The sequence below is a fragment of the Enterobacter sp. ENT03 genome, from assembly GCF_019218745.1.
Classification (GTDB): domain Bacteria; phylum Pseudomonadota; class Gammaproteobacteria; order Enterobacterales; family Enterobacteriaceae; genus Enterobacter_D.
The window spans coordinates 64,272-85,798 of the sequence record NZ_JAHUXA010000008.1 but is presented as its reverse complement, the minus strand read 5'-3'; the positions used below and the strand labels follow the sequence as shown (position 1 = coordinate 85,798).

18 protein-coding genes and 1 pseudogene are annotated in these 21,527 nt (G+C 54.2%); 5 read left to right on the top strand and 14 right to left on the bottom strand.

What is annotated here, in order from left to right:
• Positions 1 to 66: 66 nt before the first annotated feature.
• On the top strand, positions 67 to 765 hold the full coding sequence (locus KW828_RS12320) for an IclR family transcriptional regulator (RefSeq protein ID WP_218336624.1): 699 nt from the start codon (positions 67 to 69) through the stop codon (positions 763 to 765).
• Between the two features lie 125 nt (positions 766 to 890).
• On the opposite strand, the gene ruvX is transcribed toward KW828_RS12320, so the two are convergent.
• The 13 genes from ruvX to metK form a co-directional block, all read right to left on the bottom strand.
• A complete protein-coding gene (gene ruvX / locus KW828_RS12315; RefSeq protein ID WP_218336623.1) occupies positions 891 to 1,307 on the bottom strand; it encodes a Holliday junction resolvase RuvX in 417 nt (138 codons plus the stop codon).
• Complete coding sequence (locus tag KW828_RS12310; RefSeq protein WP_218336695.1) at positions 1,307 to 1,870, bottom strand: YqgE/AlgH family protein; 564 nt, start codon at positions 1,868 to 1,870, stop codon at positions 1,307 to 1,309. The genes ruvX and KW828_RS12310 overlap by 1 nt, the downstream gene beginning before the upstream one ends.
• A gap of 116 nt (positions 1,871 to 1,986) precedes the next feature.
• Positions 1,987 to 2,934, bottom strand: a complete 948-nt coding sequence (gene gshB, locus KW828_RS12305; protein ID WP_218336622.1) for a glutathione synthase — start codon at positions 2,932 to 2,934, stop codon at positions 1,987 to 1,989.
• Positions 2,935 to 2,946: 12 nt separating this feature from the next.
• Positions 2,947 to 3,678: a 16S rRNA (uracil(1498)-N(3))-methyltransferase gene (gene rsmE, locus KW828_RS12300; RefSeq protein WP_218336621.1), complete on the bottom strand. Its 732-nt coding sequence runs from the start codon at positions 3,676 to 3,678 to the stop codon at positions 2,947 to 2,949.
• Between the two features lie 46 nt (positions 3,679 to 3,724).
• Positions 3,725 to 4,432 (bottom strand): deoxyribonuclease I, encoded by a 708-nt coding sequence (gene endA, locus KW828_RS12295; protein WP_218336620.1) that lies wholly within the window; start codon positions 4,430 to 4,432, stop codon positions 3,725 to 3,727.
• Positions 4,433 to 4,516: 84 nt separating this feature from the next.
• Positions 4,517 to 5,017: a SprT family zinc-dependent metalloprotease gene (locus KW828_RS12290; RefSeq protein WP_218336619.1), complete on the bottom strand. Its 501-nt coding sequence runs from the start codon at positions 5,015 to 5,017 to the stop codon at positions 4,517 to 4,519.
• Positions 5,018 to 5,093: 76 nt separating this feature from the next.
• The gene (locus KW828_RS12285; RefSeq protein WP_256350141.1) at positions 5,094 to 6,596 is read right to left on the bottom strand and encodes a sugar porter family MFS transporter; all 1,503 of its coding nucleotides are present in this window, start codon (positions 6,594 to 6,596) and stop codon (positions 5,094 to 5,096) included.
• 105 nt (positions 6,597 to 6,701) lie between these two features.
• Positions 6,702 to 7,436: a fimbrial protein gene (locus tag KW828_RS12280; protein ID WP_218336617.1), complete on the bottom strand. Its 735-nt coding sequence runs from the start codon at positions 7,434 to 7,436 to the stop codon at positions 6,702 to 6,704.
• A 12-nt stretch (positions 7,437 to 7,448) separates the two neighbouring features.
• On the bottom strand, positions 7,449 to 8,573 hold the full coding sequence (locus tag KW828_RS12275) for a CfaE/CblD family pilus tip adhesin (RefSeq protein WP_218336616.1): 1,125 nt from the start codon (positions 8,571 to 8,573) through the stop codon (positions 7,449 to 7,451).
• Between the two features lie 20 nt (positions 8,574 to 8,593).
• Positions 8,594 to 11,329, bottom strand: coding sequence for a TcfC E-set like domain-containing protein (locus KW828_RS12270; RefSeq protein ID WP_218336615.1), 2,736 nt, complete (start codon positions 11,327 to 11,329; stop codon positions 8,594 to 8,596).
• 84 nt (positions 11,330 to 11,413) lie between these two features.
• Positions 11,414 to 11,911: a CS1 type fimbrial major subunit gene (locus KW828_RS12265; protein WP_218336614.1), complete on the bottom strand. Its 498-nt coding sequence runs from the start codon at positions 11,909 to 11,911 to the stop codon at positions 11,414 to 11,416.
• Between the two features lie 77 nt (positions 11,912 to 11,988).
• Complete coding sequence (locus KW828_RS12260; protein ID WP_218336613.1) at positions 11,989 to 12,720, bottom strand: pilus assembly protein PapD; 732 nt, start codon at positions 12,718 to 12,720, stop codon at positions 11,989 to 11,991.
• A 411-nt stretch (positions 12,721 to 13,131) separates the two neighbouring features.
• Positions 13,132 to 14,283 carry a methionine adenosyltransferase gene (gene metK, locus KW828_RS12255; protein WP_218336612.1) on the bottom strand — a complete coding sequence of 384 codons (1,152 nt, stop codon included), beginning with the start codon at positions 14,281 to 14,283 and terminating at the stop codon, positions 13,132 to 13,134.
• 666 nt (positions 14,284 to 14,949) lie between these two features.
• Between metK and yqgB the strand changes: the two are divergent.
• The 3 genes and pseudogenes from yqgB to speB all read left to right on the top strand — a co-directional run.
• Positions 14,950 to 15,060, top strand: a pseudogene (yqgB, locus tag KW828_RS21905) (acid stress response protein YqgB); the annotation flags it as partial.
• Positions 15,061 to 15,217: 157 nt separating this feature from the next.
• Positions 15,218 to 17,194 (top strand): biosynthetic arginine decarboxylase, encoded by a 1,977-nt coding sequence (gene speA / locus KW828_RS12245; protein ID WP_218336610.1) that lies wholly within the window; start codon positions 15,218 to 15,220, stop codon positions 17,192 to 17,194.
• A 94-nt stretch (positions 17,195 to 17,288) separates the two neighbouring features.
• The gene (gene speB, locus KW828_RS12240; RefSeq protein WP_088220774.1) at positions 17,289 to 18,209 is read left to right on the top strand and encodes an agmatinase; all 921 of its coding nucleotides are present in this window, start codon (positions 17,289 to 17,291) and stop codon (positions 18,207 to 18,209) included.
• Between the two features lie 127 nt (positions 18,210 to 18,336).
• Here speB and KW828_RS12235 read toward each other — a convergent pair whose 3' ends face one another.
• Positions 18,337 to 19,095 (bottom strand): M48 family metallopeptidase, encoded by a 759-nt coding sequence (locus KW828_RS12235; protein ID WP_218336609.1) that lies wholly within the window; start codon positions 19,093 to 19,095, stop codon positions 18,337 to 18,339.
• 277 nt (positions 19,096 to 19,372) lie between these two features.
• On the opposite strand from KW828_RS12235, the gene tkt reads away from it, so the two are divergent.
• Positions 19,373 to 21,364, top strand: coding sequence for a transketolase (tkt, locus tag KW828_RS12230; protein WP_218336608.1), 1,992 nt, complete (start codon positions 19,373 to 19,375; stop codon positions 21,362 to 21,364).
• Positions 21,365 to 21,527 lie beyond the last annotated feature (163 nt).

Sequence of the window (21,527 nt, the reverse complement as noted above, 5' to 3'; positions counted from 1 at the left end):
ATCTTGTTTCCTTTTGTTCTGACGGTAAAATCGACGTTCTGAACGCAAAATGGAATGGGTGCCGCTATGTCGTCTCAACCGAATCAAAGTCTGATTGACGGCATCCGCTGTCTGCAATACCTCGTCTCCAGCGGTCGTGCTATAGGCTGTCGCGAGCTTGCGCGCCTGATGGGTATCAACACCACCCGCGTTAACCGTCTGCTGATGACCATGGCGTCTATTGGCCTGACGATGCAGGACGAACAGCGGCGCTATCTTCCCGGCCCCGGTATTCACGCGCTGGCGGCCCAGGCCATTCGGGGGTCGGCCCTGTTTTCCCAGGCGCTGCCGTTACTGGAGCGCCACGCCCCCAAAGACATCGTGGTGGCGATGGGCGTGCTCTGGGAGGACCAGGTGATTTACATCTATCACTCCAGTCCCGACCGACAGGGCAGTCAGGCGCTGGCGGGCTTCCATATGCTGCCCGCCTGGCAATCGGTCATTGGCATGTCGCTGCTGGCGGCGGAAAGCGACGAGACGCTGACCGCGCGTTTTTCACCGGAACAGTGGCAACTGCTTGGCCCCCATGTGGCGCAGCAGCGCTCACGCGGACATGTGATCTGGCATCACGAGGACGGCGAAGTCTCCATGGCCCGCCCGCTTGGTTTACACTCGGCGGCGCTGGCGTTTGCCGGCATGTGGCAGCCTGCGGATGACCAGATCGCCGCCCGTCTGGACGCGCTAAACCAGCTCTGTATCCAGCTCACGCAAAAGAGTGAGCAATGAATCAGGGATACACTGTTTCTTTTATAGATACACTCTGCGAAATGCAAAAAGCATGGCCGCAAAGTGTGAGGGGGATCGAGGGAATTGTCCCCGCTGGCGTTTATGCGCCGCGGGGAAGGGCGGGATCAGTAGTGTTGTTCGAAGTAACTTTCGAGGATGATCACCGCTGAGGCGGAATCCACATTCCCTTTGGTGAGCGAGCGGAAGCCGCCGTGCTCAAACAGCCCGGAGCGGGCTTCAACGGTGCTCAGACGCTCGTCGTGCAACTGGATCTTCACGCCGAAACGGCCGTGGATCTTATTGGCAAAGTTACGCGCCCGGGCGGTCAGCGGCTGCTCGGTGCCGTCCATGTTTAACGGCAGGCCCACCACCACTTCATCCGGCTGCCACTCTTTCAGCAGTTTTTCAATCAGCTTCCAGTCCGGCGTGCCGTCCTGCGCTTTGATGGCGGTTAGTGGCCGTGCAGTGCCGGTAATGCGCTGGCCAATCGCCACGCCGATACTTTTCGTTCCGAAATCAAATGCCAGTAATGTGCCGCTCATCAGGCATGCCCCGCAACGCCAGGCATGGTGGAAATATCAATGCCGATAAGTTTTGCGGCCTCGCGCCAGCGATCGGCAATCGGCGTTTTGAAGAGGATATTCTGGTCTGCGGGGGCCGTCAGCCAGGCGTTATCGAGGATCTCCTGCTCCAGCTGGCCTTTGTCCCAGGAGGAGTAACCCAGCGCCACGAGGACGTCTGTCGGCTGGTCATCGGTGCCTAAGGTTTCCAGCACATCGCGGGAAGTGGTGATCACCGTGTTATCGGAAATGCGGATGCTCGAGGCAAATCGGGACGGCGGCGTATGCAGAATAAAGCCGCGATCTTCCGCCAGCGGGCCGCCGAGGAATACCGGTTTATCCAGGCGGATCGCCGGATTGCGCGACTCCGGCTGAATTTTAAGTTTCTCAAGCACACCCTCAACCTTGAGGTTTTCCAGCGGCTTATTGATGATGATCCCCATCGCACCTTCATCGTTGTACTCGCAGATGTAGACAACAGCACGACGGAAGATGGGATCCTGGAGAGCAGGCATGGCAATCAGAAAGTGATGCTGTAAATTTATTGTCAAGGTTCTGTTTCCGGTTCAAAAAAGCAGCAAGCGACCAGTATGCGGGGAAAGCAGCGTGCTGTCACTAGTCAGACACAGGCGGGTTCCCTCCCGCCGGATGGCGATGCAGGTTACTGACCGAGACGCTTTTCGATGGCGTCCATCAGCATTCCGGTGATGGAGATCGGGAAGACGGCTTCGATTTCACGAATGCAGGTCGGGCTGGTGACGTTGATTTCGGTCAGGCGGTCACCAATGATGTCGAGGCCCACAAAAATCAGCCCTTTGGCTTTCAGCGTCGGGGCGACGCGGCGGGCAATATCCCAGTCGCTGTCGCTGAGCGGACGCGGCTCGCCACGACCACCGGCGGCCAGATTGCCACGGGTTTCACCGCCCTGCGGAATACGCGCCAGGCAGTACGGTACCGGCTCGCCATCCACCACCAGTACGCGCTTGTCGCCGTCTTTGATCGCGGGCAGATAGTTTTGCGCCATGCAGTAACGGCTGCCCAGCTCGGTCAGCGTTTCGGCGATCACCGGCAGGTTAGGATCGCCTTCTTTCACGCGGAAAATCGAGGTGCCGCCCATGCCATCCAGCGGTTTTAGGATGATGTCGTGATGTTTTTCCCAGAACGCTTTCAGCTGTGCCTTGTTGCGGGTAACCAGCGTTTCCGGGGTCAGATCGGCAAACCAGGCGGTGAACAGCTTTTCGTTACAATCGCGAAGGCTCTGCGGCTTGTTGACGATCAGCGTGCCTTTTTCTTCCGCGCGTTCAAGGATATAGGTGGCGTAGATAAATTCGGTGTCGAACGGCGGATCTTTACGCATCAGCACGACGTTAAGGGACGCCAGGTCAATATCCTGCTCGCTGCCAAACTCGTACCATTTATCGTAGTTTTGCTCAACGGAGAGCAGACGCGTGCGGGCGCGGGCTTCACCGTTGATCAGGTAAAGATCCGCCATTTCCATATAATGCAGCTCGTAGCCGCGACGTTGTGCTTCCAGCAGCATAGCGAAGCTGGAATCTTTCTTGATGTTGATGTCTGCGATGGGATCCATCACGATGCCGAGCTTGATCATTCTTCTTCTCCTTTACCCCAAATCGCCGAAGCGCACTTGCAGTGCAGTAATCGCGGTGAGCGCGGTCGTTTCAGTGCGCAAAACACGTGGTCCCAACAGAATATCAGTAAACTGGTAACGTGCGGTCATGGCGATTTCCTCGGCGGACAACCCGCCTTCCGGGCCGATCAGCAGACGAATACGGCTTACTGGTAACGGCAGCGTGTTAATGCTGGCGCTGGCGCGCGGATGTAAATTCAGCTTAATGCCCTCGTCAGGCTCGGCGCACCAGGCTTCCAGGTCCATCGCCGGACGGATTTCCGGGATCACATTGCGACCACACTGTTCACAGGCAGCGATGGCGATTTTCTGCCACTGCTGGATCTTCTTGTTCAGGCGTTCAGCATCCAGTTTAACGCCGCAGCGCTCAGAAAAAAGTGGCGTAATGAGGCTTACCCCCAGTTCGATCGATTTCTGGATGGTGAATTCCATTTTTTCGCCGCGGGACATCACCTGGCCCAGGTGTATATGCAGCGGCGATTCGCGATCGTCGGTTTCCCCTGAGAGAACGCTGACCTCAACGCTTTTTTTATCCGCGCGAAGGATTTCTGCGTCAAACACCTGGTTACTGCCGTCGAACAGCTGTACCTGCTGACCGGCGGTCATGCGCAGTACGCGCCCCACATGGTTGGCGGCGTCATCGTTCAGCGCCACCTGTTGTCCGACAGTTAATGATCCAGGGTGAAAAATGCGGGGTTTACGCATGCTCTGCACGTCCGTTTAATCGTTCAATAATACCCGCCAGTGTAAGTTAGCTCTTTTGTGCCTGACAAGCGCGCAGCACGTAAGGGTTATGATGCCCCTGCACGGCGGCGATACGACGGTCGCGCTCGCATTCCCAGCTGGTCACCGGATAGAGTTTATCCCACGCGGTGAAAAGCTGCGTCTGCTGACGGGACAACGTAAGCTGATACTGGTCGCGCATGTAGAACCAGGTGCGTGCGATAGCGCCTCTGGCGCGGGCAGGCGGCTCCGCCAGCTTCGCTTTAAAGTCGATTTTCATCGGGCACTGGCCGTACTGACCTTCGCCGCCGTTCCACTGGCTGTACATGAAGTTGCCGCGATCGCCGTTCACTTCGCCTACGGAAGGTTGCAGGTTATGCATATCGCTTTCCATCTGGCGATAGACCGGATCTTTGCTGCAATTTTTGCGGCCGCCGTCTTGCCAGCACTGGCGCTGATGGCCGAACTGCCAGGCGGGCACAACGTGTTCCCACTCGACGCGACTGGCGCGGTTTTCGTTTTTACGCACTTTATAGCCACAGGACGCCAGATCGACGATGCCTTTTTTACCCTGCCAGGTAATTTTGCAGCCACAGTAAAAATCACCGGGCGCGTCGGCGTTCACTTTGACGCTCGCGGCTTTTGCCTGCGAGAAATTGTTGATACTCCCGGCAATACCGGGAAAGGAAACGCTGCCAGCCAGTAAAAGGGCAGCAAAAGCAAGATGACGGGACATAGCCTGCTCCATATCTGAGTGTGTCCGCACCCTAGCGAAAGCGGTTGTCAGATGCAATCAGTCAGAGCATAAAAGTTCCGAAAATCAGGCCTCCGCCACCAGCGGCTCGCCACAGTGTACGCAACGATAGACGGCTTCACCGCGCAGGATCTTATTGTGGCGGCGCACAGTGAGCTGGTGCTGCTGACACTGGCAACGATAGGGGAAGGTATTGCGACGCACCGACGCCAGTTCAAACTGATGAGTGCGTCGCGCCGGAACGCCGAGCACGCTTTCCATCATCCATTTCCACTCTTTGCCGTGCGGCGGCACGCGGCCAAAATGCTTCCACACCAGCAGATGCGCCAGTTCATGGGGCACCACCTCATCAATAAAAGCCTGCTGATTTTCCATCAGCAGCACGGCATTCAGGCGGATCTCATAGCTTTCCAGCCACGCAGTACCGGCGGCGGTTCCCCGTTGCTGGTACACCAGCGCAGGTTCGGGATAATCGCGGTTGAGTTTCTGATTTGCGAGGGCAAGCTTATCGCGCAGGCTGCGCATTACGGCCTGTTGAATGGCGATGGGGAGGCGGGTGGTTTTCATAACGGCAGAGAATAGTGCGCGGCAAAGGCAAGTGCAAGAAGGGCGTTGCCGGGTGGCAACGCCCTGAGGCGAACAATCAGTCGTGAGAGCCAATCTCGCGAAGTTTGCGGCCTTTCATCAGGTTGCGCTCGATATGCTCCAGCGACACATGCTTGGTTTCCGGCACCAGCCAGAGCGTCAGCACGATAAAGAACACGTTCAGACCTGCATACACCCAGAAGGTGTTGGCGTTGCCCAGGGTGTTGAGCATGGTCAGGAAGGTCGCACCGACGATCATGTTAGCGATCCAGTTGGTGGCGGTAGAGCAGGTAATACCGAAATCGCGGCCTTTCAGCGGCTGGATCTCCGAACACAGTACCCAGATCAGCGGACCCGCACTCATTGCAAAACCAACGATGAACATCAGCAGCATACCGACAGCCACATACTGCTCAGTCGGGGTATCAATGCCCACATGCATCATGGTGCCCAGTACGCCCATGCCGACCGCCATCACCAGGAAGCCCAGCGTCAGGGTCGGTTTACGGCCCCAGCGATCCACCAGACCGATGGCGATAAAGGTCGCCAGGACGTTGGTCACACCGACGATAACGGTGCCCCACATCTGCTCGGTGGTATTGGAATAACCCGCCAGCTCAAAAATTTTCGGCGCGTAATACATGATCACGTTCATACCGGTGAACTGTTGCATCACCTGCAGCAGGATGCCGAGGAACACGGCGCGGCGGAAGTTGCTGTTTTCTTTAAACAGCGCCCAGCCGCTCTGCTTAACCTGCAGGCTTTCACGGATCTCATCCAGTTCGTTTTTTGCTTCTGCACTGGTGTCGCGCAGGCGCAGCAGCACGCGCTCGGCATCATGGAAGCGGCGTTTAGCGGCGTACCAGCGCGGGCTGTCCGGCAGGAAGATCACGCCAATCAGCAGCAGGATGGCCGGGATGATGATCACGCCCAGCATCCAGCGCCATGCGCCGCTGTAGCTGAAGGCGGTGTCAGACAGATACGCCCCCAGAATACCGATGGTGATCATCAGCTGGTACATGGAGATCATGCTGCCACGGATTTTTTCCGGCGCGATCTCAGACAGGTACAGCGGTGCGGTATAAGAGGCCACGCCGACCGCAAGGCCGAGCAGGACGCGGGAGAGGATCAGCACTTCGACGTTTGGCGCGGCGGCTGAGAACAACGAACCGATAACAAAGAGTACAGCACCAATCATCAGGCTCTTTTTACGCCCGAGACGGAATGACAGCCAGCCGCTACCCACAGCACCTACGGCCGCCCCGAACATCATGGAGCTGACCACCCATTCTTGTGTGTGCGGGCTAATTTTAAACTCATCGGTAATGAAGGGCAGCGCCCCTGCGATGACACCAATATCAAGGCCAAACAGCAGGCCAGCCAGTGCGGCGAGGAAACAGACAAAGAAGGTCATTGCCTTATTTGATCGTCCCTTTTTTTTATTGTCAGGCATGATGCCCTCCCGTGAATTATCTGTCTTATCGAGGTCATTAATTGCTATGCAGACGACGTAAATGTAATCGCTTACACAATTGTCAAGAAATGTGAGTCTCGTAAACATAGCACTAAGGGTGGGCAGGGCAAGACGTGGATCATGTTTTCAGACTAAACCGAACGGGTGGTCATGCGGGACTCCGTTACGCCATGAAATCGTTTTCATAGGGACTCAATTGACGGCAATATTGAGGGTCGCACGTTCGCCGGTCTCTTCGTTAAGGTGCTCCAGCGACAGGGTGCCGCGGGTGAACGTCGCGAGGCCAGGCACGGTGGGTTTCCAGGCTTGTCCGGCATAAATATTTTTTTTCACCTGCGTCCAGCGGCAGACCTTGTCGTGGCACAGTCCGATGCGCTGTAGCGCAATATGTACATTTCCACGGTTCAGTAACTCCCCCGTCGCAGGCTGATAATGCATGGCGATAACGGGCTGAGCGGGTGGGACCATCACCACAACGCCCCAGGCCAGCGTAACGGCAAGATCGGTCGCCCATGTCGTGGCGGTTTCCGGACGATGCCATTGTTCCGGTGTCATTGACTGAAACCAGACCCGGTAGATTTTTTCCTGTTGGGGCGTATCCAGGTTGATAAAGCGGATTGTCTGGCTGTTGCCCGCCGGAAGCGCAAATTTAACCGGTGTCACCACCAGACTATCTTGTTGTCCCAGCCTGACCGGGATCTCTTTTTCCTGCGCCGTGCCGGGATGGCTAATTTCCACGGCTCTGCCCTGTATATATTCGGCGTCCGTGCTTTTTGAAGTAATAGTGACCTGGCCCGCGTAACGTGGCGTCACCTTAATCTTCATCGGTTCAACCTGAATAGCAGCCAGCAAGCTGGCTGAGGCGAGCAGACAGCCGGTAAGCACTAACGCACGGTACACATTTATTCGCAGCGTTATTCGCAGCATTGAAAACCCCTTTTACAGTTGAGGCGTGAAATTAATACGCAGCGTTCCGCGATAGCGTCCGGCAGATTTACTGCTGATGCTGAATTCAGGCGTTTCCAGTTTTAAGGGGGCCGGGATGCAAATCACCGGCTGCGGAATATTGGGTAAATGCACCTGGCGAATTTGCGCCTGATTTAAATTATCCAGCGTAAGATCTTCTCCGCGTCTGACCGGCAAAGACGTGTTGTCGGTGGGGGAACGCAGACTGAGCGTGTAATCGATCCGGTCCTGAATATTCTGTGCATCGCCGCCTTCCCGGTAGACGGAAAACAGCGCGCTGTCTCTGCCTGCGGCTGCGCCGGTATCCTGGAAATTCAACACGAAGCTGCTGCTGTTACCGCCGTAACCATCGTATAAACACATATCCAGATTGGTCATACCGCGCAATTTGCTGTGATTGACCTGGGTACCTGGCAGCGGGCGTAAATTTAAATCGATCTGCGGCTGCGCTTCACCAAATTCAGGCAGATAAATAGCCTGGTTGCTGTTGTCTGTGACGTTAAGCGTAATGTCTGCCTGCCAGTTATATTTTGTACTGTCATGGTTGCTGTGTAGCGTAATATTAAGCCTGGCTTTCCATATGCCGCCTACCGGTATTTTTTTAAGTTCGTCGGGGGCGATATGAATATCCAGCGCGACCCCGGAAGTATAAGTGGATCCACAAATATTTTGCCCGCTGGCGTTCATGGGTTTTTCATCCCCATATCGTCCCCCTTCGCTGCCGCAATAATCGGCTGGCACCCATTCTGAACGCCGTGTAGCCGAAAGTTTTATTACTTGCGACGCACCGCTGCGCTGTTCGACAAATTTTTGGGAAATCACCATATTCCATTCCCCGTTATGCGCGACACGTGTTGGACACATTCCATGTTCAGGATCGGTTTCAGAATTACAGGTCCAGAAATTTAGCCCCCATTTGCTTTTATTGTTGGTATCGTAGCCGCCGGAGGTGTCATCCCAAATTGATAATTTGGCAATGGCTCCCGAGCGGTCATAGGTGGTTGAGACGGCAATGTCTTGCGCCGTGGGGGGCAAGATGTTTGCCCAGGTAACGCGGGCAAAGCATATCAGCAATATCAGGGCTGTTAATTTTTGCATTCTGTTCATCGGGATGCTGCTCATTGAGATTCTGTTGAAGAAAGCGTTGCCTGTTTCCGGGCGGAAACAAGTTCTTGTATTTTGGCGGGTAACAACGCATTGGCTTGTGCGGTACAGACGGTTTTTCCGACATAACGCACCACATCTCGGGCGGTCTGGATGGTGACCGGGCAGCGATAAATCGCGTTGCCCTGCTGCACATATAACGTTTTCGCCAGGTGATTGAATGTCGCGCTAAAGCCGCCATCCTCCGCGCCATCAAACAGCGAGGCGTTAAGCATGGCCTGGGGCACTAATGGGCTGCCGTCCGTCATCACCAACTGGCCGACAAAGGTGTACTGCGATTCCACCGTCACGTCGCGGATCTTCATTTTTCCCGGTAACAGGAACAACGGCTGGCTGCCGGCACCGGCTGAAATGCTTGACTGGCTGCCTTCGCTGAGTTCGCGGCTTTCATTGACTGACACGCGGCTTTGCTCAAAACCACCCACCGGGAACAGCGCTTTGCTGTCGGGGGACAGTTTGGCGAACCCGCCGCCATCGACGGCGACATCCACCAGGGCATCGCTGTTGTGCGTGTCTTCTTCTTCATCTTCTGCAGGATTTTTTACCCGCACAGCCACCGCGCCGCCTGGCGTACCGTTGCCGCCCGGTCCCCAGTAGAGGCCGGATCGGGAAAGCGCCAGCGAGGAGCTGTAACTCCCGGAAACCGAGGTCTGATGCGTTTTCAGTTGATTGTCATAACTATCAGAAAGGGTCAGGTTGCTTTCACCATAGCGGCCATTCAAACGCCCGTGGATAGCGGCATTCGTGTTATCCGTATTGGTACCACCAACATCAATCCCCAGCTCACGATCGTTGCGGTTGCCCCAGTCCCAGTTCTGGCTGGCGTTATAGGTGACTTCGCTGCCCCCGGACTGGCTGTGGCGATAATCAGAGCTTAACGAGGTGCTGCTGCGTATCTGCGCGGCATTGTTGGTGGCGTGCGTCAGGCTGAAGCCGGCATAGACCCCATTATCGTTATCCTGACTGTTGTTGCTCTGTCGGTGATAGCCCCCAAAGCGCGTGGTTAACAGCATGCTATTTATACTGAACGTTTTATTGAGGCTAAGCTGCCAGGTTTCAGACGTCGTTTGTGCGCGGGTATTGTTAATCAGCGCGTCGTCAAAAGGCTGACTGGCGTCATACCAGCCTGGGCTGGAATAGAAGCTTTCATTTTTGTTCAAGGTGTAACCAATGGACGTCGACCAGCTTTTTACCGGTACCGAAAGGGTGGCGCTCAGGGAGGTATAGCAGCCGATGTCAGCGTATGCATCCGGCTGCGCATTGCCTGCGGTGCAGCTTTTGCCCTGCGCATCATCACGATAGAGGCTAAACGAAAAGCCGTCGTTATAGCTGATCTGCTGCTTATTCCCGCTGGAGCCTTCGCTACCTTTGAAATAGCTGACCTCGCTACTGAGCACGCCGTCAATGAACGCGCCATGGAAGCCGTGCGTCCATTGCAGGCCAGCTTCGCCGTAATTTTCGCCCGCAATACTGGCAAGGCCGGTGGTCGAGGTGAATTCGGCAAAAAGAGGGATTTTAAGTCCAGCCTGTAAAACCGTATCTCGCGGTTCATCGCTGTCATCGCGGTCGCTATAGGCCGCGGTCGTGGTTGCGGTTTCGCCAAGCTGTAAAAACCATTGTAAATAGCCGTCGCTCAGTTGCCCCGTTTTTGTAAAGGGCTGGATTTCGCTGCGCACAAACTGGTTATTTTCATAAATATTCAGCGTGACGGCATAGCTGCCAGCCGGGAACGTCGAGGTATCAAGGGTGTTTGAACCGCTGTCTAAATAGAAGGTGCCCAGTAACTGATTACCGCGAAAAGCATCCACACGGGATTTAGTCGCTAACAGTACCAGCAGCGGCGAGCCTTTACTGGCTTCCTGAGCGTTAAGATAACTTAGCGTGGTGCCAACTCGTATTCCGTCGATGGCATCGAGCGGCAGGAGCGCGAAGTTAATATTTCCGCCGAGGTTGCTGGAGAGATCGCGGGCATCCATGCGCCCGGCCTGCACGTAATGACGTACACCCAGACCCTGCCGGTAGTACAAATCATTGATGTTTATCGTCTGGCTATTGCCGTAATCGCCTTTCCAGGTGTTGAGCGCCCAGTCCACACCCAGATAACTGTTGCTTAATACGCCCAGCGAGCCGGAACCCTGTACCGAAAAATTTTGTGAGTCCTGCTGGGACGACATGTTAATCAGCTGCTGGTGGATAAAGGCATTTTCCGTCTGCCGGGTTGGGGTATAGTAGAGCGCTTTTTTATCTGCTTCGGGCAGCAATAATTTGCTGGCAAAAATATCGACGGCGTTATTATTTTCATCATAAATAATCGCCAGGCTATCGGTGTCTAAATACCCGCAACCCGCTGCGTTGGCATTGCTGCTACAGGCAAGATTACCGTGACGCGCGAGCGGCGCAGACAATAGCTGTAATGCCTGCTGATATAATGGCGAATCTGATGGCTGCTGGAAATTAAGCGCTTTAATCAGTGCCTGGGGATCTTTAAACTGAACGCTGTCGAGTGTGACCGTCGCTTCAAATAACCCTGTGGACTGGCCGAGAAACTTTACGTCAAGCCAGGTATCCTGGCCGGTGACTAATTCCTCAAAACCTTCCGGAACCGTGCTTTGTGAAAAAACGGGTTGGGAAAGTGATAAAATAAATAGAGCCAGACAAGGAAATAGTGATTTCCATAATGCTGAAAACATATCCTTATCTCTGTTGTTCGAAAGAAATATCGACCTGCAAGCAGGTCGATATAGGTTAGTAAGACATCGTAATAGCTGGCTGTATTATTCGGTAGCCTGGGTCAGAACAATACTGACAATCCCACTGTAGTTAGCGGAAGGCAGTACAGCCTGAGTCGCCTGGCTAATGACCAGCGGCTGGATAATAGAGCCGTTGATGCTGTCACCATTCGGGAACAGCGTGGCGGCAGCCACGGTCACAGGTGCCGTCGTCAGCACACTGTTGCCGAACTTCACGTTCAACGGAACTGCGGGTTGTGCGCCAACGGTATCCGTTAATTGTGCGGTGCCTGCCAGGCTAATTTTGATGTCTTTTGCTGCATCGTTAGTAAAAATTTTGGTCTGCTGAGTCACTGGCTGCAAACCAGTACCCGGCATATAGCCCATCGTCAGTGTTGAAGGTAAAACCGCCCCTGTTTCAGTCGTCAGATCCAGGGTGGCATCAACATTTGCCGTTACCGTAATATCTTTCTGTACTGCCATAGCGTTAGCAGCCAGGCCCATAATTATAGCAACCAGCATTGGTTTGATGAAAGTTTTCATATATATCCTTAAGTTTGAATGTGCATATCAATATGCGCTTAAATTAAACCGACAAATGGGAGTTACTTTACTGCTTACTACTTAAGAAATTCCTTTTCGCCAGAGGTGTTATCTACCCAGTTGGTATACTTAATCCGTACAGCGGCATACTTTTTCCCGTTAAATATTTCAGCGGGTAAAGCACGTTGCTGTCCTGGATAGATAGCTTTTTTAACCTCTTTGCTCCATGTACATCCAGCATCGGTATTCACCTCAGGGCAAATACCGATACTCGAAACTTTGATATGTATATTTCCGGTGTTCGCTAACTGGAAATTAACCGGGTTATAGGTGAATTCAATTTTTGGTTGGGCTGGCGGCACGGAAACCAGTAAACCCCAAATCATATTAACGCCTAAATTTGCTTGTTTTTCACTTTGGCCTGCGTTTTGATCGAGGCTATTCACGCTTTCAAAATAGACGCGATAGAGCGTTTCCGTCTGCACGGGCTGCATATTGACGAGGCGGATGACTCGTGTGGCGCCAGGCGATAACGCAAATTTTGCAGGTGCGACCATCAAACCCTTTCCCGCCGTCGAATTAACGACGACCTCATTTTCTTGTGCAGTACCAGGATTATTAATTTTTTTAATTAATGTTTTCACAAATTCTGTTTTATCAGCATTTGTGAAGACATTAATCTGCGCATTTCCATGGCTGTCCAGTTTTGTCGCAATCGGGTAAATGGTCACCCCGGCTATCGTGTCGCCAGAAAAGATGGCTAAGAGCGACACCAGGGCAAGTATTTTATATTCATGAGATCTATTCATTGTTTACGTCGATAGAGAATAAAATAAATAACATTGTTTGTTAATGCGGCAGAGAATAGCTACGGCTGATGATTGCGTCAATCCATCACCGGTGAAGTATAAATATTAAAAATAGGACAAGTGATTTTTTATAACATTTGATGTTTTTTTAGATTATTTTAAATAATTGATTGTTCAGGTTTTTACTTGCTAGTTGTATGTCTTTTTGTTGCAATTTATTTGATGATTTCACAATAGTTAGAAATACTTAAAAATAAATTTAATTTATAAATGATTATTCTGGCAATGGCAATTGAGTGAGGATTTTCTCACTTAAGTGATTAATTTATAAAATGTATTAAAATTGCGGGCAAAAAAAATCCGGCTAAAAGCAGCCGGACTTATTAAAGACCTTAATAAGGCAAGTCGGTGTTATAAACCCGCAGCTTCACGCAGCACAGCGGCTTTGTCGGTCTTTTCCCATGGGAAATGTTCGCGACCAAAGTGACCGTATGCGGCGGTTTCTTTGTAGATCGGGTGCAGCAGATCCAGCATCTGGATCAGACCATACGGACGCAGGTCGAAGAATTCACGTACCAGCAGTGTCAGCTGCTCGGAAGCGATTTTCTCGGTGCCAAAGGTTTCCACCATGATGGACGTCGGCTCGGCCACGCCAATCGCGTAGGACACCTGAATCTCACAGCGATCCGCCAGACCCGCCGCCACGATGTTTTTCGCAACATAACGTGCCGCGTAGGCCGCAGAGCGGTCAACTTTCGACGGATCTTTACCAGAGAACGCGCCGCCACCGTGACGCGCCATGCCGCCGTAGGTATCAACGATGATCTTACGACCGGTCAGGCCGCAGTCACCCATCGGGCCGCCGATAACAAAACGGCCGGTCGGGTTGATGAAGAATTTGGTGGACGCGTTCAGCCACTCTTGCGGCAGAACCGGCTTGATGATCTCTTCCATCACGCCTTCCTGCAGGGCTTTCTGATCAATATCTTCCGCATGCTGCGTGGACAGCACTACGGCATCGATACCGACGATTTTGCCGTCGTCATACTGGAAGGTGACCTGGCTTTTTGCATCCGGACGCAGCCACGGCAGGGTGCCGTTTTTACGCACTTCAGCCTGACGCTGCACCAGACGGTGGGCGTAGGTGATCGGCGCTGGCATCAGCACGTCGGTTTCGTTGGTTGCATAACCAAACATCAGACCCTGGTCGCCCGCGCCCTGTTCCAGCGGATCGGCACGGTCAACGCCCTGGTTGATGTCCGGAGACTGCTTGCCAATCGCGCTCAGTACGGCGCAGGAGTTGGCGTCAAAGCCCATATCGGAATGGACATAGCCGATGTCGCGCACGGTTTTACGCGTGATTTCTTCGATGTCGACCCATGCGCTGGTGGTGATTTCGCCACCGACCAGAACCATCCCGGTTTTCACATAAGTTTCGCAGGCGACGCGTGCTTTCGGATCCTGTTCGAGGATCGCGTCCAGTACGGCATCGGAAATCTGGTCAGCGATTTTATCAGGATGTCCCTCTGAGACAGACTCTGATGTAAAAAGGTGTTTTGCCATGTTCTAAGTCACCCTGGGGTAATGGTATAAGCTCAAACTCTGTGCCGGGGCCGTCGAGGCGGCATGCAGGTAAATGACACAGGAAGTCTAAGTGTTAATCTGTATAGATGGATTAACATCTGGACGGCTATTTTAGGTCAATTCTTGAGCCTATTTCCAGCCTTTTTTGAGATTCGTCGCATTCTTGAATTCGCGCTGGCGGCGAATTTTACTTATATCGTTGCCGGAGCTGCTTTTTTATTTTGCATTTTCACCCCTTTGACGGTATAAAACGCCGCACGCGGCTTATACCTCTGCGGCACGTTAAGTCGGGGTATAAAAAAAGCGCACGACAGCTGTTCGTGTCGCCACTTCCAGCCGGGTTGAGCAGTTAAATTCGCTTGGGCTTATCGCTGACCCTTTCCGGCTAGCGTGGAGGTGATACCAGATAATGAACCGTTGTTTACCGCTAAATCTGCCATGCCGTCCGGCTGTGCATCTGTCTCCCGCTACTCATATATCTTCATTGCAATCCTGCCGATGTTTAACCCATCTCGGTGCTTCTCAGGACTCCAGAGCCGGTAAGGCCCTGTAATACCTGAACAAGGGCGCTCCTGTCGATCAGGGGTTTTCTCGTGGTTTCGCTGAACCGTCATCATCTGGTTCGGGCACGTGTTATAGAATGATATGAACAAGAAACCGGTCGCGCAGTCGGCGTGTCAGCAGAGTCTGCTGGATACACAGTCTGTTTATGGGTTGTTATCGCAGGGTTACGCTGCGATAGTAGTCAACTGTTTTATACCCTTCGTCTTTCATGCTGCAGGGGCGTTAGCTTTCCTCGCTCCCCCCAGTCACGTACTACAAGTACGCTCCTGGGGATTCGCTGCGTTGCTGCCTTCCTGCAACATGAAATCCATTGGGTATACACTTTTTAGACAACAAGTTGAGGTTCGCTATGTCTGACGACATGTCTTCGCCATCCCCTTCGTCAGCAGGCGAACAGGGTGTACTACGTTCCATGCAGGAGGTAGCCATGAGCTCCCAGGAAGCCAGCAAAATGCTGCGCACTTATAATATTGCCTGGTGGGGCAATAACTACTACGACGTCAACGAACTGGGCCATATCACCGTTTGCCCGGATCCTGACGTACCCCAGGCGCGCGTTGATCTTGCTGAACTGGTAAAAGCCCGTGAAGCGCAGGGGCAACGTCTGCCTGCACTGTTCTGCTTCCCGCAGATCCTGCAGCACCGCCTGCGCTCGATTAACGCTGCCTTCAAGCGTGCGCGCGAATCCTATGGCTACAATGGCGACTACTTCCTGGTCTACCCGATTAAGGTTAACCAGCATCGTCGCGTCATTGAGTCCCTGATCCACTCCGGCGAACCGCTGGGTCTGGAAGCCGGTTCCAAAGCGGAACTGATGGCGGTGCTGGCCCATGCCGGTATGACCCGCAGCGTGATCGTCTGTAACGGTTATAAAGACCGCGAATACATTCGTCTGGCGTTAATCGGTGAAAAGATGGGCCACAAGGTCTATCTGGTGATCGAGAAGATGTCCGAGATCGCTATCGTACTGGACGAAGCCGAGCGTCTGAACGTCATCCCGCGCCTTGGCGTGCGTGCGCGTCTGGCCTCCCAGGGCTCCGGTAAATGGCAGTCCTCCGGCGGTGAAAAATCCAAATTTGGCCTCGCGGCAACCCAAGTGCTGCAACTGGTGGAAATCCTGCGGGAGCGTGGTCGTCTGGACAGCATTCAGCTGCTGCACTTCCACCTCGGCTCGCAGATGGCGAACATTCGCGACATCGCTAACGGCGTGCGTGAATCTGCCCGTTTCTACGTTGAACTGCATAAGCTGGGCGTGAATATACAGTGCTTCGACGTGGGTGGTGGTCTGGGCGTGGACTATGAAGGTACGCGCTCGCAGTCCGACTGCTCCGTCAACTATGGCCTGAACGAATACGCCAACAACATTATCTGGGCGATTGGCGATGCCTGTGAAGAACACGGCCTGCCGCATCCGACGGTGATCACCGAGTCTGGCCGCGCCGTCACCGCGCACCATACCGTGCTGGTGTCGAATATCATCGGCGTGGAGCGTAACGAATACACCGAGCCGACTGCGCCGTCTGAAGACGCGCCGCGCGCGCTGCAAAGCATGTGGGAAACCTGGGGCGAAATGCACCAGCCGGGTACCCGCCGTTCGCTGCGCGAATGGCTGCATGACAGCCAGATGGATCTGCATGATATTCACGTCGGCTATTCATCCGGCGCGTTCTCGTTGCAGGATCGCGCCTGGGCGGAACAGCTTTACCTGAGCATGTGTCATGAAGTGCAGAAGCAGCTGGATCCAAGCAACCGCGCCCATCGCCCGATTATCGATGAGCTGCAAGAACGTATGGCGGATAAGATTTACGTCAACTTCTCGCTGTTCCAGTCGATGCCAGATGCATGGGGTATCGATCAGCTGTTCCCGGTGATGCCGCTGGAAGGACTTAACCAGGCGCCGGAGCGTCGTGCCGTGCTGCTGGACATTACCTGTGACTCGGATGGCGCTATCGATCACTATGTGGATGGTGACGGTATTGCCACCACCATGCCGATGCCGCAGTACGATCCGGAAAACCCGCCGCCGCTGGGCTTCTTTATGGTGGGCGCGTATCAGGAAATTCTCGGCAACATGCATAACCTGTTCGGTGATACCGAAGCGGTGGACGTGTTTGTCTTCCCGGATGGCAGCGTGGAAGTTGAGCTGTCAGATGAAGGCGATACCGTCGCCGATATGCTGGAATACGTGCAGCTGGATCCGAAAACGCTGTTAACGCATTTCCGCGATCAGGTGAAACAAACCGATCTGGATACGGATCTGCAACAGCAGTTCCTCGAAGAATTCGAAGCCGGACTGTACGGGTATACCTACCTGGAAGACGAGTAATCGACGCCCGCTTCACCCTTCATCCCTTTCTCGTCGGGTTTAACGACGCGGAGGGGATTTTTTTTATATCGACTCTACGAAAGAGGTCACAAACATGAGCACCTTAGGTCATCAGTACGATAACTCTCTGGTATCTAACGCCTTTGGTTTTTTACGCCTTCCGATGAACTTCCAGCCGTATGACAGTGATGCTGACTGGGTGATCACCGGTGTGCCTTTTGATATGGCGACCTCTGGTCGTGCCGGTGGCCGTCACGGTCCGGCGGCGATTCGCCAGGTTTCCACCAACCTCGCCTGGGAGCACAACCGTTTCCCGTGGAACTTCGACATGCGCGAGCGCCTGAACGTCGTCGACTGCGGCGATCTGGTGTATGCCTTCGGCGATGCGCGCGAAATGAGCGAAAAATTACAGGCCCACGCGGAAAAACTGCTGGCTGCCGGTAAACGTATGCTCTCCTTCGGCGGTGACCACTTCGTGACGCTGCCGCTGCTGCGCGCCCATGCGAAACACTTCGGTAAAATGGCGCTGGTGCATTTCGATGCGCACACCGACACCTACGCGAACGGCTGCGAGTTCGACCACGGCACCATGTTCTACACCGCACCGAAAGAAGGTCTGATCGATCCGCATCACTCCGTGCAGATCGGTATCCGTACCGAGTTTGATAAAGACAACGGCTTTACCGTGCTGGATGCCTGCCAGGTGAACGATCGCAGCGTGGACGACATTCTCGCCCAGGTGAAGCAGATCGTTGGCGATATGCCGGTCTACCTGAGTTTTGATATTGATTGCCTGGATCCGGCCTTCGCACCGGGCACCGGTACGCCGGTGATTGGCGGGCTGACATCCGATCGCGCCATTAAACTGGTGCGCGGTCTGAAAGACCTGAACATCGTGGGTATGGACGTGGTGGAAGTAGCACCGGCTTACGATCAGTCTGAGATCACGGCGCTGGCCGCTGCGACGCTGGCGCTGGAAATGCTGTATATCCAGGCCGCCAAGAAGGGCGAGTAATCGGGCTATTTTACTCGCCATTATGGGCCAGGGCAGTGCTCGCCATCCTCACGTACTACGTGTACGCTCCGGTGGCTGTGCGCTGTCCTGACCCAGACTGGCTTCGCCAATTACGCCCGAAATAGATTTATTTGATGCCGTCTGCCGCCATACGGTCGCGAATATGCTGCGCACGCGCTTCGGAAGCCGGGTGATCATCAAACATCGAACTCTGACGTCCTGCTTCCAGTTTTGACAGCTTCTCAAAGCTGGTGGCCAGACCGGCCGGGTTGATGCCGCGTTTGCGCAACAGATCGTAAGAGTAGTCATCCGCTTCGGCTTCCTGACGCTGGGAGAACTGGGAGTTGACCAGTTTTTCACCCAGATCGCCAAGCTGCGACTGCGACAGGCTACCCACTACGCCACCGGCAGATGCCGCCGCCACGCGCACGGCGTTGGTGCCTAGCGCCACCTGCATGCCGCGTTTAACATGGCCAAGCGCCACGTGACCCATTTCATGGCCAATGACCGCTTCAACTTCATTGTCGTTCATCATATCCATCAGGCCGCTGTAAACGCGGATGCAGCCGTTCGCCATCGCGAAAGCGTTCACATCTTTAGTCTGGTAAACCTTGTAGTTCACCGCCTGACCATTAATGTTATCGCCTAATGCGTTGGCGATTTTCGCCAGACGCTGACTGTAAGCACTGCTCGCCGGGGCGATAGTCGCTTTGCTGTCCATCTCTTTACAGGCTTCATTGCTTAATGCAATCACCTGCTGATCGCTTAATGAGTACGCCTGGAACGCTTCTGCGCCGGAGCTCATCAGGCCGTTAGAATCCATGTTCTGGCAGCCGGTCAACGCCGTTGCCACACCCAGAGCCAGCAATGCTGTGCGAATCTTCATGTCTTATCTTCCGCAATGATTAATGCATGTTTTGATAGTCGCCACGCCTGAACGAAGCGGGCAGGTGCGCTGAGTATAAAGAAAATTACGCGAGGGCGGTGAGCGTTTGCGCAACTTGCGAGCGTGATCCAGAGATTTCTGAAGCGGCAAAAGGATGCTCCATGTACATGAGTTGCCGCTTGGGTTACATTGTTGTCACTTTTTTCCGGCGTAGCCCATTCCGCGCTGTAGTCAAGTCGCCAGGGCATGGCCTTTAACAGTCCGATCTGGAGTCAAAATGTCCTCACGTAAAGAGCTTGCCAACGCTATTCGTGCGCTGAGCATGGACGCAGTACAGAAAGCCAAATCCGGTCACCCGGGCGCCCCGATGGGCATGGCAGACATCGCCGAAGTCCTGTGGCGCGATTTCCTGAACCATAATCCACAAAACCCGTCCTGGGCTGACCGCGACCGCTTCGTGCTGTCTAACGGCCACGGCTCCATGCTGATTTACAGCCTGCTGCACCTCACCGGCTACGACCTGCCGATTGAAGAGCTGAAAAACTTCCGTCAGCTGCACTCCAAAACTCCGGGTCACCCGGAAGTGGGCTACACCGCTGGTGTGGAAACCACGACTGGCCCGCTGGGGCAGGGTATTGCTAACGCAGTCGGTATGGCTATCGCTGAGAAAACCCTCGCGGCGCAGTTTAACCGCCCGGGCCACGACATCGTCGACCACTACACCTACGCGTTCATGGGCGACGGCTGCATGATGGAAGGCATCTCCCACGAAGTTTGCTCTCTGGCAGGTACTCTCGGCCTGGGCAAACTGGTGGCGTTCTATGATGACAACGGCATCTCTATCGACGGCCACGTAGAAGGCTGGTTCACCGATGACACCGCAGCACGTTTCGAAGCCTACGGCTGGCACGTGGTGCGCGGCGTGGACGGTCACGATGCTGACGCGATCAAACGCGCCATCGAAGAAGCCAAATCGGTTACCGACAAACCGTCCCTGCTGATGTGCAAAACCATCATCGGTTTCGGTTCACCAAACAAAGCTGGTACCCATGACTCCCACGGTGCGCCGCTGGGCGACGCTGAAGTGGCGCTGACCCGCGAACAGCTGGGCTGGAAACACGCCGCCTTCGACATCCCGCAGGACATTTATGCCCAGTGGGACGCGAAAGAAATGGGCGCGGCGAAAGAAAAAGCATGGAACGAGAAATTTGCTGCCTATGCGAAAGCTTTCCCGCAGGAAGCCGCTGAATTCACCCGTCGTATGAAAGGTGAAATGCCGGAAGATTTCGCCGCAAAAGCGAATGAATTCATTGCCAAACTGCAGGCAAACCCGGCTAAAATCGCCAGCCGTAAAGCATCCCAGAACGCCATCGAAGCCTTCGGCCCGTGGCTGCCAGAATTCCTCGGCGGCTCCGCAGATCTCGCACCAAGCAACCTGACCATCTGGTCTGGCTCGAAAGCGATTAACGAAGACGCCGCAGGCAACTACATCCATTACGGCGTGCGCGAATTCGGTATGACCGCCATCGCTAACGGTATCTCTCTGCACGGCGGTTTCGTGCCGTACACCTCCACCTTCCTGATGTTTGTGGAATATGCCCGTAACGCGGTGCGTATGGCGGCGCTGATGAAACAGCGTCAGGTGATGGTTTACACCCACGACTCCATCGGTCTGGGCGAAGACGGCCCGACGCACCAGCCGGTCGAGCAGATCGCGTCTCTGCGCGTCACACCGAACATGAGCACCTGGCGTCCGTGTGACCAGGTTGAATCCGCAGTCGCGTGGAAATATGGCGTTGAGCGTCACGACGGCCCGACCGCTCTGATCCTCTCCCGTCAGAACCTGGCGCAGCAGGAGCGTACCGAGCAGCAACTGGCAGACATCGCCCGTGGTGGTTATGTGCTGAAAGACAGCGACGGCCAGCCGCAGGTGATCTTCATCGCCACCGGTTCCGAAGTTGAGCTGGCAGTGGGCGCATGGGAAAAACTGACGGCCGAAGGCATCAAAGCCCGCGCGGTTTCCATGCCGTCTACCGATGCGTTCGACAAGCAGGATGCCGCCTACCGCGAATCCGTGCTGCCGAAAGCCGTGTCTGCGCGTGTAGCAGTTGAAGCGGGTATCGCTGACTACTGGTACAAATACGTGGGCCTGAACGGCGCTATCGTTGGCATGACCACCTTCGGTGAGTCTGCCCCGGCAGAGCTGCTGTTTGAAGAGTTCGGCTTCACAGTCGATAACGTGGTAAGCAAAGCTAAAGCTCTGCTGTAATCGTTGTTGCTAAGAAACGGGTCGCTCAGGCGGCCCGTTTTTTTGTATGATGAATATCACAAAATTTAACCAACGCAACCCTAATAAAGTGATATGCATTGCATATATAAATTTTTATATTTATCTGTATTTTAGATGTTGATCACTTTTATGCTGTTGCTTA

Coding starts and splice junctions, on each gene's coding strand:
- KW828_RS12265 (WP_218336614.1), bottom strand. CDS start 11,911: ATGAAAACTTTCATCAAACCAATGCTGGTTGCTATAATTATGGGCCTG.
- KW828_RS12285 (WP_256350141.1), bottom strand. CDS start 6,596: ATGTTTACGAGACTCACATTTCTTGACAATTGTGTAAGCGATTACATT.
- KW828_RS12320 (WP_218336624.1), top strand. CDS start 67: ATGTCGTCTCAACCGAATCAAAGTCTGATTGACGGCATCCGCTGTCTG.
- KW828_RS12270 (WP_218336615.1), bottom strand. CDS start 11,329: ATGTTTTCAGCATTATGGAAATCACTATTTCCTTGTCTGGCTCTATTT.
- KW828_RS12290 (WP_218336619.1), bottom strand. CDS start 5,017: ATGAAAACCACCCGCCTCCCCATCGCCATTCAACAGGCCGTAATGCGC.
- tkt (WP_218336608.1), top strand. CDS start 19,373: ATGTCCTCACGTAAAGAGCTTGCCAACGCTATTCGTGCGCTGAGCATG.
- KW828_RS12235 (WP_218336609.1), bottom strand. CDS start 19,095: ATGAAGATTCGCACAGCATTGCTGGCTCTGGGTGTGGCAACGGCGTTG.
- rsmE (WP_218336621.1), bottom strand. CDS start 3,678: ATGCGTAAACCCCGCATTTTTCACCCTGGATCATTAACTGTCGGACAA.
- KW828_RS12260 (WP_218336613.1), bottom strand. CDS start 12,720: ATGAATAGATCTCATGAATATAAAATACTTGCCCTGGTGTCGCTCTTA.
- ruvX (WP_218336623.1), bottom strand. CDS start 1,307: ATGAGCGGCACATTACTGGCATTTGATTTCGGAACGAAAAGTATCGGC.
- KW828_RS12280 (WP_218336617.1), bottom strand. CDS start 7,436: ATGCTGCGAATAACGCTGCGAATAAATGTGTACCGTGCGTTAGTGCTT.
- speA (WP_218336610.1), top strand. CDS start 15,218: ATGTCTGACGACATGTCTTCGCCATCCCCTTCGTCAGCAGGCGAACAG.
- speB (WP_088220774.1), top strand. CDS start 17,289: ATGAGCACCTTAGGTCATCAGTACGATAACTCTCTGGTATCTAACGCC.
- gshB (WP_218336622.1), bottom strand. CDS start 2,934: ATGATCAAGCTCGGCATCGTGATGGATCCCATCGCAGACATCAACATC.
- metK (WP_218336612.1), bottom strand. CDS start 14,283: ATGGCAAAACACCTTTTTACATCAGAGTCTGTCTCAGAGGGACATCCT.
- endA (WP_218336620.1), bottom strand. CDS start 4,432: ATGTCCCGTCATCTTGCTTTTGCTGCCCTTTTACTGGCTGGCAGCGTT.
- KW828_RS12275 (WP_218336616.1), bottom strand. CDS start 8,573: ATGCAAAAATTAACAGCCCTGATATTGCTGATATGCTTTGCCCGCGTT.